The sequence below is a fragment of the Alicyclobacillus sp. SO9 genome, assembly GCF_016406125.1.
In the GTDB taxonomy this organism is placed as follows: Bacteria; Bacillota; Bacilli; order Alicyclobacillales; family Alicyclobacillaceae; genus SO9.
This window is the reverse complement of the sequence record NZ_CP066339.1, coordinates 4,424,019-4,440,635: the sequence shown is the minus strand read 5'-3', so window position 1 is coordinate 4,440,635 and position 16,617 is coordinate 4,424,019. Positions and strand designations below refer to the sequence as shown.

20 protein-coding genes are annotated in these 16,617 nt (G+C 46.7%); 11 read left to right on the top strand and 9 right to left on the bottom strand.

Annotated features, from left to right (window positions below; translation table 11 throughout):
• Nucleotides 1–96 precede the first annotated feature (96 nt).
• On the top strand, nt 97–450 hold the full coding sequence (locus tag GI364_RS20735) for a hypothetical protein (protein WP_198851087.1): 354 nt from the start codon (nt 97–99) through the stop codon (nt 448–450).
• Nucleotides 451–596: 146 nt separating this feature from the next.
• Nucleotides 597–926: an ArsR/SmtB family transcription factor gene (locus GI364_RS20730; RefSeq protein WP_198851086.1), complete on the top strand. Its 330-nt coding sequence runs from the start codon at nt 597–599 to the stop codon at nt 924–926.
• Nucleotides 927–1,862: 936 nt separating this feature from the next.
• Here the strand turns inward: GI364_RS20730 and cysK are convergent.
• Entirely contained in the window at nt 1,863–2,813 is a 951-nt protein-coding gene (gene cysK, locus GI364_RS20725) for a cysteine synthase A (RefSeq protein WP_198851085.1), read from the bottom strand.
• Nucleotides 2,814–3,178: 365 nt separating this feature from the next.
• On the bottom strand, nt 3,179–4,216 hold the full coding sequence (locus tag GI364_RS20720; RefSeq protein ID WP_198851084.1) for a L,D-transpeptidase: 1,038 nt from the start codon (nt 4,214–4,216) through the stop codon (nt 3,179–3,181).
• Nucleotides 4,217–4,477: 261 nt separating this feature from the next.
• Here GI364_RS20720 and GI364_RS20715 point away from each other — a divergent pair, with 261 nt between their 5' ends.
• Nucleotides 4,478–5,542, top strand: a complete 1,065-nt coding sequence (locus GI364_RS20715; protein ID WP_198851083.1) for an HD domain-containing protein — start codon at nt 4,478–4,480, stop codon at nt 5,540–5,542.
• A 94-nt stretch (nt 5,543–5,636) separates the two neighbouring features.
• Here the strand turns inward: GI364_RS20715 and GI364_RS20710 are convergent, their stop codons facing one another.
• On the bottom strand, nt 5,637–5,852 hold the full coding sequence (locus GI364_RS20710) for an alpha/beta-type small acid-soluble spore protein (protein WP_198851082.1): 216 nt from the start codon (nt 5,850–5,852) through the stop codon (nt 5,637–5,639).
• Between the two features lie 613 nt (nt 5,853–6,465).
• Between GI364_RS20710 and GI364_RS20705 the strand changes: the two genes are divergently transcribed.
• The 4 genes from GI364_RS20705 (at nt 6,466) to GI364_RS20690 (ending at nt 9,774) form a co-directional block, all read left to right on the top strand.
• The gene (locus GI364_RS20705) at nt 6,466–7,242 is read left to right on the top strand and encodes an SDR family oxidoreductase (protein ID WP_370541803.1); all 777 of its coding nucleotides are present in this window, start codon (nt 6,466–6,468) and stop codon (nt 7,240–7,242) included.
• A 98-nt stretch (nt 7,243–7,340) separates the two neighbouring features.
• Nucleotides 7,341–8,126: a class I SAM-dependent methyltransferase gene (locus GI364_RS20700; RefSeq protein WP_198851081.1), complete on the top strand. Its 786-nt coding sequence runs from the start codon at nt 7,341–7,343 to the stop codon at nt 8,124–8,126.
• A gap of 153 nt (nt 8,127–8,279) precedes the next feature.
• Nucleotides 8,280–8,792, top strand: coding sequence for a DinB family protein (locus GI364_RS20695; RefSeq protein WP_198851080.1), 513 nt, complete (start codon nt 8,280–8,282; stop codon nt 8,790–8,792).
• Nucleotides 8,793–8,877: 85 nt separating this feature from the next.
• Nucleotides 8,878–9,774 carry an alpha/beta fold hydrolase gene (locus GI364_RS20690; RefSeq protein WP_198851079.1) on the top strand — a complete coding sequence of 299 codons (897 nt, stop codon included), beginning with the start codon at nt 8,878–8,880 and terminating at the stop codon, nt 9,772–9,774.
• A 101-nt stretch (nt 9,775–9,875) separates the two neighbouring features.
• On the opposite strand, the gene GI364_RS20685 is transcribed toward GI364_RS20690, so the two are convergent.
• Nucleotides 9,876–10,106, bottom strand: coding sequence for a hypothetical protein (locus GI364_RS20685; RefSeq protein WP_198851078.1), 231 nt, complete (start codon nt 10,104–10,106; stop codon nt 9,876–9,878).
• A gap of 442 nt (nt 10,107–10,548) precedes the next feature.
• Here GI364_RS20685 and GI364_RS20680 point away from each other — a divergent pair, with 442 nt between their 5' ends.
• The 3 genes from GI364_RS20680 (at nt 10,549) to GI364_RS20670 (ending at nt 13,627) form a co-directional block, all read left to right on the top strand.
• Nucleotides 10,549–10,749, top strand: a complete 201-nt coding sequence (locus GI364_RS20680) for a hypothetical protein (protein ID WP_198851077.1) — start codon at nt 10,549–10,551, stop codon at nt 10,747–10,749.
• A gap of 264 nt (nt 10,750–11,013) precedes the next feature.
• On the top strand, nt 11,014–12,636 hold the full coding sequence (locus tag GI364_RS20675) for an APC family permease (RefSeq protein WP_198851076.1): 1,623 nt from the start codon (nt 11,014–11,016) through the stop codon (nt 12,634–12,636).
• A 214-nt stretch (nt 12,637–12,850) separates the two neighbouring features.
• Nucleotides 12,851–13,627, top strand: coding sequence for a dioxygenase family protein (locus tag GI364_RS20670; protein WP_198851075.1), 777 nt, complete (start codon nt 12,851–12,853; stop codon nt 13,625–13,627).
• A gap of 43 nt (nt 13,628–13,670) precedes the next feature.
• On the opposite strand, the gene GI364_RS20665 is transcribed toward GI364_RS20670, so the two are convergent.
• The 5 genes from GI364_RS20665 to GI364_RS20645 form a co-directional block, all read right to left on the bottom strand.
• Nucleotides 13,671–13,958: a hypothetical protein gene (locus tag GI364_RS20665; protein ID WP_198851074.1), complete on the bottom strand. Its 288-nt coding sequence runs from the start codon at nt 13,956–13,958 to the stop codon at nt 13,671–13,673.
• 5 nt (nt 13,959–13,963) lie between these two features.
• Nucleotides 13,964–14,707 (bottom strand): substrate-binding domain-containing protein, encoded by a 744-nt coding sequence (locus GI364_RS20660; RefSeq protein WP_198851073.1) that lies wholly within the window; start codon nt 14,705–14,707, stop codon nt 13,964–13,966.
• Nucleotides 14,708–14,838: 131 nt separating this feature from the next.
• Complete coding sequence (locus GI364_RS20655) at nt 14,839–15,339, bottom strand: RNA polymerase sigma factor (protein ID WP_198851072.1); 501 nt, start codon at nt 15,337–15,339, stop codon at nt 14,839–14,841.
• Nucleotides 15,329–15,484, bottom strand: a complete 156-nt coding sequence (locus GI364_RS20650; protein WP_198851071.1) for a hypothetical protein — start codon at nt 15,482–15,484, stop codon at nt 15,329–15,331. The genes GI364_RS20655 and GI364_RS20650 overlap by 11 nt, the downstream gene beginning before the upstream one ends.
• The gene (locus GI364_RS20645; protein WP_198851070.1) at nt 15,468–15,905 is read right to left on the bottom strand and encodes a GntR family transcriptional regulator; all 438 of its coding nucleotides are present in this window, start codon (nt 15,903–15,905) and stop codon (nt 15,468–15,470) included. The genes GI364_RS20650 and GI364_RS20645 overlap by 17 nt, the downstream gene beginning before the upstream one ends.
• A gap of 542 nt (nt 15,906–16,447) precedes the next feature.
• Between GI364_RS20645 and GI364_RS20640 the strand changes: the two genes are divergently transcribed.
• The gene (locus GI364_RS20640) at nt 16,448–16,603 is read left to right on the top strand and encodes a hypothetical protein (protein ID WP_198851069.1); all 156 of its coding nucleotides are present in this window, start codon (nt 16,448–16,450) and stop codon (nt 16,601–16,603) included.
• Nucleotides 16,604–16,617: the final 14 nt, after the last annotated feature.

Sequence of the window (16,617 nt, the reverse complement as noted above, 5' to 3'; positions counted from 1 at the left end):
GGAGACAATTTGGAGCTCAAATGAAGTGAGTGGAATGTCAGATGAAGTGAGTTAAATGTCAAATGAAGTGAGTGGAATGTCAAAGGAGACGATATAATGAGTGGAAAACTTGCGATTGTGATTAACTCCGGATGGGATCAAAAAGACAAGGTGACGTCTGGCCTTGGTGTATCCAAGCGGATTTTTGACGCAAAGGAAGAAAATCAAATTGACGCTGTCGAAGTCTTCTTGTTTACGGGAGCCGTAAAGTTGTTGGAGTCCGTACCACCCGAAGTGGATGGGCTCTTGAATAGCTTAAAAGAAGCCGGCATTGTAATTGGTGCATGTTCAAACCAAGTGAACAATTGGAATTTAAATGGCCCAGCAGATGAATATGGAATTAATCTGGAATTCGCACGTGATGCGTTCTCACGCTACGCGCGTGAAGGCTATACGGTACTCACATTTTAATGAAGACTTGGCCCGGTGTATTGATTCGCATTCGGAGATAATAAGAAAAATGAAGATTAGAGTTGGAAATGAAGATTAGAGTTAAAAAACGAAGATTAGACTTGAAAAACGAAGATTAGCGTTAAAAACGGAGGTGAGAGGCAAAAATGGATGCCTTTGAGAATATGGCAGAAATCTACAAAGCTCTCGGTGATAAGACTCGCTTGCACATGTTGGCTCTGTTAGCGAAAAATGAACTCTGTGTGTGTGAACTCGTAGCGATTTTAGAAATGTCGCAGCCTAGCGTTTCTCAACACCTCCGAAAGCTGAAGCAAGCGGGTCTTGTCAAAGAGAGGAAAACTGCGCAGTGGGTTTTCTATTCTCTCCATGAGGCAACCTTTCCTCTTCTTAAGGAGACGGTCGATTTGTTGCCAGACGTGTCCGAAGAGGTTGAACAGCTTCAGTCACAGGGACTTCGAGTTCAGTGCAACATTTAAAAGAAAGAGAGCAGCGCTAGCTGCAGGTCTACTAGAGTGTGCCGGGGTTGACTGGGAGACGGATAAGGCGGATAAGGCGGATAAGGCGCGGAAAGGTCACTATTGGCCGAAGTGACGTACGATAGTGATCGCAAAGATCGCTAATGCAGTGTGCCGGGGACATTAGTGTCATGAATGATCACTAATGGCGGGAGTGCCACGTTGGGCCGTGGGTGATAGGGAGCAACGGGATCCCTATTTTGAATGGCCCGCAGGTGATAGTGATCGAATCGATCACTATCCGTTCGCGTGAGGCGGGATAGTGAGCAAAAGGATCCTTAATCAACTGGCATCACGAGCAAACGGGGCCAGACAGAGGGAACGCACCGGTTCAGGTTCCTCTAAAAATGGTCATAATAGCAATTTGAGTTTATAAATGGAAATTGAAAGCTTGCGTTTGAAAGATCCCGTTGCCCACGCCGCCGTCGCTGGCCGTCAGGATTGGTTGTGAGGCGGTTAGTGATCGCAATGATCCCTAAGGGTGTTGGCCTAATTCAATAGTGATCGCAAAGATCGCTAATGCAGTGTGACGGGGACATTAGTGTCATGAATGATCACTAATTGCGGGAGTGCCATGGCGGGCCGTGGGTGATAGGGAGCAACGGGATCCCTATTTTAAATGGCCCGCAGGTGATAGTGATCGAATCGATCACTATCCGTTCGCGTGAGGCGGGATAGTGAGCAAAAGGATCCTTAATCAACTGGCATCACGAGCAAACGGGGCCAGACAGAGGGCTCGAACCGGTTCATGTGCCTCCAAATGTGGGTATAATAGTATTTGTAGTTGATAAATGGCAACCGCCAGCTTGCGTTTGAAAGATCCCGTTGCCGACGCCGCCGTCGCTGGCCGCCCGCTTCAGTGTCTCCCGCGAGATGTGAGTAGGATGATACTGAATCTTACGATTCAGTATCATAGAGTGTCGTAGAAAGGTAACGCTCACCGGTGTCCGGCAACAACACGACTATGGTCTTCCCCTTATTTTCAGGGCGGCGTGCCAGTTGTGTTGCTGCGTGAATTGCGGCGCCTGACGAGATGCCCACAAGCAGACCTTCTGTTTTAGACACCTGTCGGGATGATTCAAAGGCTGCATCATTCGTGACTTGCACAACTTCGTCGTAAACCTTGGTATTCAGTACGGACGGCACGAATCCGGCACCGATACCTTGAATCTTGTGAGGTCCAGAGCTTCCACCAGATAAGACAGGTGAATCACTGGGTTCGACCGCAACCACCTTCAGGGATGACTTGCGGGACCTTAGGACTTCACCAACACCTGTGATGGTACCTCCAGTCCCAATGCCGCTAACAAAGACATCTACTTTTCCATCGGTGTCTTCCCATATTTCTACGGCCGTCGTATTTCGATGAATCTCCGGGTTAGCTGGATTGTTGAATTGCTGTGGAATGAAGGCGTTGCTAATCTCCTGTTGCAATTCTTCGGCTTTCGCAATTGCCCCCTTCATGCCCTTTGAACCTTCCGTTAGTACAATTTCGGCACCCAGAGCTTGAAGCAAGTTTCGGCGTTCCATGCTCATTGTCTCCGGCATGCACAGAATGCAGCGGTAGCCCTTGGCAGCAGAGACAAATGCCAGTGCAATCCCTGTATTTCCACTGGTCGGCTCAATAATGGTTGTCACTCCAGGAGTAATTTGGCCGGTTTTCTCTGCAGCGTCAATCATGGCGAATCCAATGCGATCTTTCACACTTCCAAGCGGATTAAAGTATTCAAGTTTGGCCAACACTTCTGCGCCAGTCTCATTACTAATATGATTGAGGCGCAAAAGAGGCGTATTACCAATCAGTTGGGTCAAGTCTCCTGCAATCTTTGGCCGTTGTTTCGAGACCATGTGTTATCAACTCCCTTTTCTATTTTCTAACAGTGCGGCAATCTTATTGTCCGCTTGTTTCTTCCAATGCCGGCATCGAGGGGCCCTCTTGGTTTAGGCAGAGTTTCCGGCACAGATCTCGCTGACATGGATACATTTTATAGTTTGATCTGGTGTGTCTGGCATAGATTAATTTTACTAGTTTAAATAGATTTTTCTGGAATAGATAAGTTTTGCTGGTGTAAATAGATTTTGCTTTTATCGATGGTTCTTGAATGACAGGCAGGAGCAACACAACAAATGCATTTAATTCGCATGTGAATACTTGGTTCGACTACATGATATCCCATCCAGTAACATATGTACAGTTTTGCATTTGCAGTTTCCTACGATTTTGTAATTTCTACAGGGGTGCCAACCTTCACCATACTATATAATTTTTTTGCAATCTTAACAGGGAGTTCTACACATCCATTGCTCTGCGGGAATCCATAGGAAGCACGCGGGAACCCGTGTATGGCTATACTCCCGATAAGTCCCATGACCCAAGGTACGTTCGGATCGTTGTAGTGTGTCCCGTTAGGGTTCACTCCTTTCATATCAACATGGAGATACTTTGTTCGGATATAGAACTGACCGAGTGGGGTGTGAGCCCCTTTTACAGCAGTGTTGCATAGCGAATGAAAAATAGCCTTCCCATTTTTATAGAGGGTCAGGGTTTCAGGAAGTTTCTCTCGAACCACAATTTTTTCATTACTAGCAGTAATAAAGTTACGTGTGACAGAAGTGGACAGATACTGTCCAGAGGTACTTATGGGACCGGTTTTACCGCTGTTAATCAGCATCTTTTCTTGTGCTGCAGGTGCTACTTCATGAGCTGGGTAGAAGGCTGCGGTGTCTGCATTCTCCCAAACCCATTTTCCTGATATGTTGGGTGCAAACGAGATATCCTGAGTAGCTTTGGTCCGATTCTGAATCGGGGCGCTAAACTGAACAGTATACGGACCCTTGCGCGGTACGTTCAATTGCCAAGGGCCGGGGTTCGTAACGACTTTCATTGAGGCAGGAAGTATATCGGACAGTCTCCAGTTTTCCGCGATATGTTGTTTATAGGTTGTTTCGACGCTCCGCACCTTAATCGTTGACTTCTTTCCTTGAGGAAAGGACGTTTTTAGCCAAACAGACGTTGCGGGTTTCATGAAACGAATTGTACTGGTTCTTCCGTTGACTGACCACGTCACAGCGTCAAGGGGTTCATTAAATGTTAACTGCACACCTTTTGCTGCTTCCCATTTCGACTTCGCAATAGAGACATTTCTTGCGGCCTTTCGGTTTAACAAATCACGTCTTACATGTAGTCCGCCTACAACTAGCGCGGCGGCGGGTAACAGGGATAATCCAACAAACCAAAATTTTTTACTCATAACTTGTCATCACCCCTGTCTCCTTATTTTCAAAATAGAAAAGTTTGTCTATACAGCATCATCTACACACAAATAGGGTATTCCTGGCTACACTGGATGACTCACTATATTATAAGACGAAAAAAGCCAAAGGATTGTTACCGATGTCTGTTTATATTGTGACGGTCCATCCGGCACCAATCGTCCCCATTCAGTATACTTGTTACTTTTGTTTAGTATAGTTATTATTTTCTATAAATCGGTCCATAGGAGGAGTGTGTCTTGAGAGACTTACTTGCTAGTCCCCAACACCTTTTGGAATATGTGTTGGATGGGATGGTAGAGGGACTTTTTCTTTTGGATAAAGACCTTGCTATTCAATATATGAACGAGTCTGCAATGCAAATTGTCGATGGTGTTTCGAGGGACGACGACTACCTGGGGCAATACTTCTATGACTATGTTAAGGTCGAGCCGATTGGATCAGAGGATGGACGTACACCGTATCTTCTAGAGTGCTTGGAGACGGGGAAATCGGTTACTGGTGTAATTCGCGAATATCCCAATGGGAAGGTTGTCTCCATCAACGTCGTCCCAATTATTGTAGAAGGCGAAGACCGAGGTCTTATGATTACCATGGAAGATATCACGAAAATTGTTGATATTGAGAAAGAACTGGACATGGCCTTTGCGCTAACGCTGCCAAATAGTAAGGTTGAGTACAAAATGAAAAACACGGTCGAATATCGCGATGAATATCATCCTGAAACCCATCAAATTGAAATTACGGGAATTATCCATGACGGCGGATATCGGCACGTGGTTAACAGTCTAAAAATCCTTTCATCGTTTGCGGCGCAAGGGGTCACGAAAGTGATTGGCATTGATAAGGATGAACTGGTACGAGCTATCATTTTTCACGATCTCGGTAAAGCACAAGTTGACCTCCACACGGGGGCTGTGGTTGACCCTAAGGAAGTCTTTGAGGATGGTAAGCTGCACGCTTTTCGGAGTGCAGAACTGGCAAAACACTATTATCATCAGTCGGACGATGTAATAGAAATTATTCGCTATCATCACCACGGTGAGCATGAATTGCCTGAATCTTTTCCGTGGCGACTATTACCGATGTTCCGTTTGTTTCAGCTCATTGATGGGATTTCAGCCGCAATTACCCGCGGCGACGTAGAAGTCAGTTTTGCCGTTAAAGATTCTACGATATATGTTACGGAACGGAATTCCAGACCAGAGTATAATGGGTCTTGGCAGTGTAATCTCTACTCTGGAGAACGCAGCCGGGTTGCTCTGCTGAATGTACCACAGGGTATTGTACATAGGAGTTTGTAACAGAGGTTGGGCAGCAGGTCCCCAACTGCCCAGCTAGGGACCTTCGTTCATGCATAAGTACTTCGAAGCACAACCAAAAGGAAACTCATTAAAATTACATACGATTGGATAGTTGTTGTTCAGCCAGCGCAACAAGTTTTCTGGTGATGTTTCCGCCGATTGAACCGGTGTCACGGGTCGTCATGGTTCCCCAATAGCCGTCTTGCGGTACTTGAATGCCAAGTTCTTGTGCAACTTCATACTTCATTTGTTCCAGTGCCTTTGTTGCTTGCTTTACGACATGAGTATTGCTTCTTTGTCCAGTCGCCAATGAACTTCTCCTCCTGATGTTAATTCAATGAGCGATCGCTGGTCCTATTGTCCACTCTTCCCAACAAATTATGCTGTTTTCAGCGAGTTGAAATAAGTATTACACGTCAAATTCAGACCGTATTCGTAAAATAGTCAAATTGAAGGGGGTTGAATATAGTTCATATGTACCAGACTACAGTGAGAGGCATGTGTATAAGATTTTAAAAGTGACATCTGCCCTCATTCATAACCCGCGACAGCCAGAATAGACCACTTGAGGGCAGGTTTCACTGTAATTTAGATGTATTTGTTTTGTTCTATATATTTACTTGGCTGGCCCTGAAGTTTCTTTACAGAATTCAGTGGAACGATAAAATGGAGCCATGGAGATGCAAGAAAGGAGCATGAACCCTGATGGGAGATATCCTTTAATGGCTGAGTCACTGCATGGATATAGAGTCCTTTAATTTAAAAGGGACAAATGATGTCCATATTCACTCATACCATTATGGGAACGCTGGGTTCATGTACTATAAATGCCACGCGAATGCCTATATAGGTATTCGCATTTTACATTGGTGAGTCTCATCTCCAATAGTATGTACCAGTGTTCCATAAAAGGAGATGCTTTTGTGGAGCGATTAACGAACAAAGTTGCAATTGTCACCGGAGCCAGCAGAGTAAAAGGAATCGGGACGGCAATATGTAGAGAATTGGCCGGAGAAGGAGCCGATATTTTCTTCACGCATTGGTCCAAGTATGACCAACGCATGCAGTATTACAGTGAGGATGATGCTCACTGGTCAGAGCGTTTAAAGAACGAGATAAGAAGGCAAGGCGTCCGCTGCGAATCAATGGAATTGGATCTATCGCGTCCAGATGCACCAAGAAAACTGCTGAACGAAGTGCATAAGACACTAGGCACTCCATCGATTCTTGTTAACAATGCGACGCATTCCGTCGATGTGGATTTCCGTTCAATGACTTCAGAAATTCTCGACAATCACTATAGTGTTAATGTAAGAGGCACATTACTTTTGACCGTAGAGTTTGCTCGTCAAATAGAGGGCAAGCACGGCGGGAGAATTATTAATATGGTGTCGGGACAAGACAAATCGCCTGAGCCAGGAAATTTGGCCTACGTAGCGACAAAGGGAGCGGTATCCGCTTTTACCAAATCCGTCGCACTTGAATTGGCCGTGCACGGAATTACAGTCAACGCGGTAGACCCAGGGCCAACAAACTCCGGTTGGATGAGTCGTGAACTCAAAGAGTTTTTATTGCCGAAGTTTCCATTGGGCCGAATCGGGGAACCTCGCGATGCAGCGAAGTTAATTGCTTTTCTCGCCAGCGATGAATCTGAATGGATTACAGGGCAAATTATCCATTCGGATGGGGGCTTTTGGTAATCGAAAAATCGGTCGGCCCTCCAGTCATGATTGAGGAACTATCGATACCCCCTCTATCTTTCCTGGGAGTACACTGTAAGTAGTCAGGAGGGGATTGAATGGACGGGAATAATTCAAGTAAGCAACGTGTTCAAGTTCAATTTGGACGAACCGCAAAAGAGTACGTTGTGAGTCAGGAGCATGCGACTGGGCCTGATCTCGCCCTTGCCATTGAGTGGCTTGAGCCTGTGTCTAGTGACGTCGTGCTTGACATTGCCACGGGCGGTGGCCATGTAGCAAAGTTGTTGGCACCTTTCGTGAAAAATGTAATAGTGACTGATCTGACTGAGATTATGCTTGAGACGGCCCAAAATCACCTGACTGAGAGCGGTGTAAAGAATGCGCAGTATGTGTTGGCGGATGCCGAAGCGCTTCCGTTTCTGAAAAGCTCGTTTGACATCGTCACCTGTCGCATCGCAGCTCATCACTTTCCCAATCCGAAGAAATTCATTCAAGAAGTGGCCCGCGTACTGCGTCCAAACGGAAGATTTGTCTTTATTGATAACGTCGCCCCCGATGACACGGCATTAGCTGATTTCATTAACTTGGTTGAAACGATTCGTGACAGCAGTCATGTCAGGTGTCTTCCCGTCGTTGAGTGGATACAGTTATTCGAAGAGCAAGGGTTGTCACTAGTCAGAACCACTCTTCGAAAGAAAGTGCATCCGTTTTCGTCTTGGGTCAACCGAATGGCTCAAACGGATGCGCACCGATCTGCTGTCTCCCAAATTTTGCGTGAGGCTCCGACTGACGCTCAGAGTCAATTTGACATCGTCAAAGAGGACGGGTCCGTCACAAGTTTTTCCACTCATCAATGGGCCGCGTTGGCTGTTAAGGAGCGGTAACGAAGTCACTACAGATGACTTGTCTTGGTTGTTTACAGCAAATCCAAAATTGGAGAAGCAAGTTTCCAAATCTGTTGTTTAATTGATAGTTGCTGTCGACCTTTGACTTGATGTCGGGGACAGCAATCTGCTTAGGGATAAGGGGGTGAATGCTTGATTACTCAAAGACCATTGCCTGAGGAGTCAGACAATCCCTATTTGCAACTGTTGCCAGACGGAGACCTCATAGAGGTCTTCGTAAATCAAAAGGAAGACATGAAGCGCCTCTTCGCAGGATTATCGGATGAAGGGGCAGAGTATCAGTACAACGCAGGAAAATGGACTATCAAAGAGGTCCTTGGACATCTAACCGATACGGAACGTGTCATGACCTATCGTCTCCTGTGTGCGGCTCGGGGCGATATAACACCGATGGCCTCTTTTGACGAGGAGTTCTACGTTGTTCAAGGAGCTTTCCAAAGACGGAAACTGCAAGATGTGCTGAGTGAATGGCTGACGGCAAGGGAAGCTACGATCTCGCTGCTAAAATCCCTAGGACCTGAAGAAATACAACGACACGGGACTTTTAAAGGAAGACCTAATACGGCGCTGATGGCAGCATGTATCATCCCGGCGCATGTGATACACCACATTAAAATTCTTCAGGAACGCTATGGGTTAGGATGATAACCATCGGATTTGCTACAATATCTAAAGAATAATGTCGAATGAATAATACGACTATTTGTATTTCTTGAATGGAGGAGACTCATTGGCTGAAGCAACAACACAAAGGAAGCACAGTGTTACACTTCCTGATGGACGAAAACTGGATGTCGTCGAAGCTGGGAATGAACGTGATCCGGCTGTGATAGTTCACAATGGAACACCTTCCGGCGCTGGACTGTTTCGAGAGCATATCGCGGATGCCGTTAAAAAGGGGCTTCGGATTGTGAGCTACGGCAGACCGGGTTATGGAAACTCGACGCGTCATCCAGGTCGGAGCGTGGCGTCAGCCGCTCAAGATACGGCTGACTTGGCGGACGCGCTTGGTATTGGGCGATTTGTAACGTGGGGAATTTCAGGAGGCGGACCCCATGCCCTCGCCAGTGCGGCATTGTTGGGCAATCGCGTGGCGGCAGCTGCCTCGTTGGCTGGCGTCGCTCCATTTGATGCACAAGGATTAAATTTCTTAGAAGGCATGGGCGAAGACAACATCGAGGAGTTCGGTGCCGCTGTTAAGGGAGAAGAAGCACTTCGGGACTATTTGCAACCTCAGGTGCCTGAAATGCTGGGACAGAGCCCACAGGCTATTGCCGAGCATATGAGTTCACTCCTGAGCGCGCCAGACAGGGCGGTGTTTACAGGCACGTTTGGTGAACAGCTTGCTTCAATCATGCAGAGTGCCCTGAACAGCGGCATTAATGGGTGGCTGGACGATGATTTGGCATTTGCGAAGAACTGGGGCTTCTCTCTTTCCAGCATTCAAGTTCCGTTGCAGATTTGGCAGGGGGAACACGACTTGATGGTGCCTTTTAGTCACGGAAGATGGTTGGCCGAGGCAATACCCCAAGCTGATGTGCACCTGAGTCCCGAAGACGGCCATTTAACTGTGTGGGTCAATCGCGTGCCAGAGGTTCATACATGGCTCGCTGAGCATTTGGCATAGAGTCGACACCGGGTTTCGGATGGATTCTGCGCGGAAAGGCAGACTGCGAAACAGACCAGAGTAGGTAACGATGTACCTGCCCTGGTCCTAAGCGGTGAACGTCAAAAGGAGGTTTGATACCAACTGAGTAAGAAATTTTTAATAGACTGACTAATTTGGTTCTCGTCAAACTTTCCCCAATAGACCGTTTGCTGACTTTCCGAAGAATTAAAGTCTTTTGTAAAGGCTTGGATTCGTACGATGTTTTTAACTGGGGATGTAACTTCCAGTGTGCAGACTTTTGATAGAAACAGAGTAATATAGATCTTGTTTTGTGTCTCGGTAAAATTCATGGTGGGTTCTACTTAATAAGGTTGTTTAATACAGTGCTGATGTTGCTTAGTACCTGTTTTACTGTGGTATTCACGTTGTTGTTATTGTTGTTAGACGTGTCTCGGTCCAGATGTCTTTTCCTGATATCGGATATCCTATTTAGAAATTCATCGTTGGCCATATCCTCACCTCCAAGGCGTCATTTCTTTATCATATCCTTGTAAATCCTAGCGTGATTCCTTCATTCGCCTTCTAATCCGTAAAATTATTTGAGTTGTCTCCGGTGATTATCTCAACGTTCCTGGTGCTCTACTAACTTCCTCGGGCTAGTGAGATAGCAATCTCAAAAACAGACGGCTGACCAGTAGAATTGTCCATATCACTCTCTATGAATCGGTAATAGAATACACTGTCAATGAAAAAAGAATTCATTGACTACCAATTCACAGGGAGTGAGTAGATATGGAATTACTTCATCAAATTTCACCTGGTGTCGTAGTAAACGTGTGGTTTGACGGTGGCCCGGCATCTGGTCGCAGAGGTGTATATCTGGGAACTCGCGGTAGCGTTGCAAGTTTCTTGATTAACCAAACGGGTGGTCCGCAGGTCGTTTTTGTTCCCTACAACCAACTCCAAGCAGTATCATTGAGTGCTGTAGGATAAACTAGGGGAAAATGAAGCTAAAAAAACTGTCACCGTCTCGGTGGCAGCTTTTGTCTGTCGAGTCTATTGCGCCCCCTTTTCAGAACAACATAAGCTCCTTGACAGAGCTTTTGAAGAGTCTATTTGCATGTGACACAATACTTATCCAAATTAACATATTTTTGTCATATAGTAAGAAGTGTTTGATTTATTAGATAACTCAAATTATAATTCAAATTGTAGTGTCGTTCATTTTGGCAATACAAAATCGAAAGGAGAGAACATATGGCTGGCAACGGGGGTTTTAAAAAGAGATTATCTTTGGTTGATCTTACCTTGCTGGGAATTGGGTCAATCATCGGATCAGGGTGGCTGTTCGGTGCTCTGCACGGAGCTGTAGATGCAGGAAACTTAGCTTGGCTTGCGTGGCTATTTGGCGCAGTAGCAGTTATTTTAATTGGTTTGGTTTATGCAGAATTGGCTGCAGCGATGCCTCGCGCGGGGGGATTTGTAAGGTATCCTCAGTACACGCACGGGTCGTTGGTTGGCTGGATTGTTGGTTTCGCTTCAATGCTCGCGTACTCAAGTGTTGCAGGTGTTGAAACGGACGCATTTCGTCAGTATGCAGCGGGGTGGATTCCTGGACTTGAGACAGGCCATGGAGATGTAACCCTTCTCGGTATCGTAGTTCAAATTCTTCTGTTGGTTGTATTTTTCCTTATTAACTATTGGAGCGTTCAAGTTTTTGGGAAAATCAATACGATTGTTACGTTTTTCAAGTTTATTGTACCTATCATCATTATCATCATGCTGTTTACACATATGCATGCGGCGAACTTCTCTCAAGGCGGAGCGAAGTATCCTGGGTTGCAAGGTGTAATGGTAGCCGTCACTGGCGCAGGAATCGTTTTCTCATATTTAGGATTTAGGCAATCTGTTGATTTTGGTGCAGAAGCAAAGAGGCCACAGCGCGATATTCCGTTGGCGATTATTTTGTCAGTGTCTATCGGTGCAGTCTTATATCTGTTGCTGCAGTTTGCATTTATTGCAGCTGTGCCTTCGAAATTCCTGGCACATGGGTGGGCTGGTTTGTCGTTTGACCAACCTTATGCCAATATCGCCAGCGCACTAGGAATGGTGTGGTTGTCAAGTCTGGTGTTTGCTGATGCTACCATTTCTCCAAGTGGTACAGGTAACATCTATATGGCTGGTACGGCACGTGTTCTCTTTGCTTGGGCAAAGAAAGGTATCTTCTACTCTGTGTTTGGCAAGGTCGATCAGAGGACGGGTATTCCCAGAGGTGCGATGTGGCTCTCATTATTCCTCTCTATCGCCTGGATTCTCCCGAACTGGCAGGCACTGAAGTTCAGCCAATGGGGTGTTCTCATCGGCGCTGTAACTTCTGCAACCGTGTTAACCTACATGATTGGGCCTATCTCTCAGGCGTCGATGAGGAAGACAAATCCCGACATGCCGCGTCCGTTCATGTTAAAGGGATGGAAATTCTGGTCACCAGTGGCCTTCATTTTCGCAACTTGGATTATCTACTGGTCCGGATTTACGATTGACGCACTGTTGGTTTCCATGACGATGGGTTCATTGATTCTGTACTTTGCGTTCATGGATCGCGATAAGGAATGGCACAAAAAGCTGAAAACCGAGTGGAAAGCAGCCGTTTGGTTGATTGTCTACTACATCTTCATCTTTGGCATGACGCGCATTGGTTCATTCGGTCCGGTGGGCAAGGATGGAAAGGTACACGCTTTGATTGGAAGTCCGTGGGATACTTTGATTGTGGCTGGTGCTGCTCTCCTCTTCTACTATTGGGGCGTAGCTAGTGCATTGCCGCAGGCGCAAATTGACACGGACGATGAAGAAGACGAAGTTATGCGGACAATGGAGGTTTAAGGGATTCGAGCCGGACATGATGTGCACAGAGACATGTGTTCATGAGAACTGGCTGGCGGGTTAAATAAAAAGGTCTTCTTTAGTACCCCTGAAGAGTTTGCTTCAGGGGTACTTTTTTGCTGAGGTGCACAAAATTCACTGGGGTATAACGTATTTCTGGTACTATAATAGTGCAATAAGTGGACCGCTCATATGGCATCGAGGAGGGACAAACGTGATTCCATCACTGTTTATTGCGCATGGCTCACCGTTACTAGCGATAGAAGACAATGAATACACGCAGTTTCTGCAACAGCTTGGCCATACTCTGCCGCGACCAAAGGCGATAGTCCTGTTTTCCGCGCACTGGGTTTCAGGATTGCAAAAGGTGAGCGAAGTTGCTGAATACGATACGATTTACGATTTTGGCGGATTTCCTGATGAATTGTACCAGATATCATATCCGGCCAAAGGAGACCTAGAAACAGCGCGTGCGGTTGAAAGGTTGCTTGACGCAAACAACTTTGCGTCTGAGGTTGAAAGCCAACGCGGGCTCGATCACGGTGCATGGGTCATCCTTCACCACCTTTTCCCAGAAGCAGACATTCCGGTCATTGCGATGTCTGTTAATCCAAGGTTGTCGCCCTCAGAACAATACCGAATTGGAACATCCTTAGCGGCGTTACGAGCGAAGGACGTTTTGGTCATTGGCAGCGGGGGAACGGTGCACAATTTAGGCGCCTTGAACTGGCAGGCGAACGACGCGGACCAATGGGCCCTTGAATTCGATAAGTGGCTGGAAGCCCGCTTGGGAGATTGGAACCTCAAGTCTCTCTATGCGTATGAATCCTTAGCGCCTAGTGCGAGACTTGCTGTTCCTCCCTATGGTAATGAACACTTTGTACCTCTGTTTTACGCCATGGGAGCAGCAGACGCCAGTCGGACTGCGAAACTGTTGCATCGCAGTTATCAGTATGGGAGCTTGAGTCAGACCGTCTGGCAGTTTGGTTGATCTGACAGTTTAGGTAAAATTACAGTTCGCACTGCATCAACTGTCACGGATGCAACGAATAGTAGATAATCACTGCTGTAACAAAGTTCGGTACGCTGATGGCAGCAAGTAGCAAGGCGATTCTGTGGAAGGTTTTCTTTTCATATTTGGTGTGCCATTGGCGTCGCACCATTTGCAGTTGTCCTGTAAATACAAGGGCGAGCAGACATCCTGCCGCCCCTGTGATGAGCATGATATTGTCAACATGGAACCATTGCTTTGTGATGGCAGCGTAAACCAGCAACAACAACGTTAAAAGTCCGCCCGTGATTAGCGTTTTGATGATGTTCACCCCGCCTACGGCAAGTCCCTGAGTTTCTGCATTTTTCGGTCATCGAATTCTGCGCCTGCTCGAGTGACTTCCTCTCGCATGACATCGGCAATGTGATTTCTGGCTTCCAACGGGATATCTGGCAAGTGTTTCTGTAATACTTCCCTCGCCAGAGATTGGCCCTCTTGTGACGACAGGACCTTCAGCGCATGAGTGTATTCTTCTGCGTAGGACTGTACCATGTTGCTGTTTCGTTCTTCCTCCCTGCATACTCCGCACAGGGTTGGATAGCCTTCGTCGATACGCCCAAGGACTTGGTAACCGGCAAAAACGCAAAATTGAGTGAACGGGGGATGCATTACCGCCATGGTTGCCTGACCTTGTTTCAATGTGTCAAACCTCTGCGGAGTACCACCTACCGCCGCAATCTCGTAACTCAAGTGCGGCCGGTTGTGAGCCAGCCATTGATAAGCTAACCGTCCAAAGCCGGATTTTGGATTATCTACTGCCAAGACTGCCCCTGTCTTTGGATTGGAAGTCACAGAAACGATTTCCAGTGGACCCACGGTTCCAGACAAAAAAGGCAGAAGACCCTTTGCATCTGATAAAAACAAATTATCGGGTGAAGTGTGGATAATGTCTGCTTCACCGTCCTGAATCGCTTTGATTTGCTCGTCTCTCGATTTGGTAAAACGGATGTCCAGACCTTCCATCAACCAAAGAGGAAGGTTATGTGCTCCGGGGAATACCATTACCTTGGTCTGTGTCAAAACCTTCGCCTCCATCTGACGTGAATTTTGAAAGGCTCCTGTTACGGGGTAAGATTAGCCTTCCGGATATCAGTAAGTATACCAGTATGTATATCAGCATTTTGTCAAGAGGATTGGTAGATAGCATGGACCTATCTGGCAATCCCCCTCAATGTTTTCAGTGCTCGATGCGTATCTGTCCGAACCTTTCCTTCGGAGCACTGCATCACATGCGCCGTATCGGCTACTGATAAGTCATGAACAATACGGAGGTTAATCACTTCTCTTTGATTCTGTGACAAATCGTTCAACATGTCTTTCACTTCTATGATTGATTCAAGCTGGTCGAAGGCCGGCTGGCGGGACATCTCAAGTGCTAATCTCCTCGTTCTTGTTTTTCTCTTACTTACATCTATCAGGTAGTTGCGGGCAATTTGAAAAATCCACGTCTTGACATGGGCCTCACCTCGAAAATGACTCCAGTTTTTCAAGACGCGGAGAAATACCTCTTGCACTGCATCCTCAGCATCCGTTGGATTGCGCATGGATGACAAGGCAAGTCCGTACACATCGGAAGCGTACTGTCTGTAAAGCAGTTCCACTTTGGGGTTCACTTCCGCGTTCAGTGGAGGGGTATTGCGATTATGGTTCACTACTTGTCACCTTTTCTCTTGTCACAGATACATTTACGGTATTCGAGATGTCGGTTCCATCAGTTGTTGTTTTAGAAGCATTGTGGACTCCGACCACATTTTGGCTCGTAAGCTGCTGTGAAAACCGACTAATTTCGTTGGTCATCCTTTTGAACCTCCTCGGTCACGTTCCATTCTTCGACAATGCCCCGAACCATCTCGAGAAATCCAGCTGCAGTCATACCTAAATGGTGTGCTTCGACAAGCATCGTCTTGACATCGTTTTGTATCTTGATGACCCGTTCTTCATAGTTTGGCGGAATTGGATTCAAGCTTACGAAAGTTCCTCTACCAACAATCACTTCAATGACTCTGTCCCTCTCCAGTTCTTGATACGCCCGCGCCACTGTGTTGTGGTTTACAGTAAGTTCTGTAGCCAATTCCCTAACGGAAGCAAGCTTCTCTCCGGGGGACAAAAGTCCTCGAGCAACTGCCGACTTGATGCCTCGAATGATTTGCAGGTATATGGGATCACTAGCTCTGGGATTAATGTTGAGCCACATGCGGTTCACTTCACTTTCAATCATGTGTACCAATACACCTGGTACACTTAATACACAGTATAATGACTGCGTGCCACGGGGTCAATCGCTGATTCTGAAGCACGTCAAAACGTCATAGTTATTCACAAGAGACTGAAGGCCGAGGTTACAATGCATGGTTTCGTGTCCGTGTTCTTGTCGAATAGAACAGAGCAACCCCTTGAGCGTTCAAGGGGCCCAAATCCCGTGATTTTCTACCATCTTGGCCTTCCGTAGTAAGGATAATAGGATTGGGGAGGCTGCGGTGGAGTTGCTGACTGATTGTAAAATCCGCGACGTTTGGCCCCGTTGTGTGCGAGCTTTGCCAGTTCACGGATTTTTTCATCTTGGGCGACATTAAATGCGAGCGATCCCAGTTTTATTATGGTATTAAGCTTCATTTACCATCACCTCAGTTCGAGTTATTTGTCATTGTCAATCTCAATGTATGTGAGCGCGACTACGGATTTGTGGGGCAGGTGCACGAAGGTATCCGCTTAAAAAACACAGGCATAGATTGATGGAGAAATGAGTGCGGAGGTGAAGACATGGGGCAAAAGACGCTCGCAACGGTCAACATGAAACGCAGGTGTCTGGTGGTTGAATGGACACCCAGGTACTGGGCCGTCGGTCTTGCATTTGGGCGAAACTACCACGTGCAAGTCGGACCTGTCGGTCTTTCTCTGTTTAAACGGCAATTCTGAACGGTCGACGACGA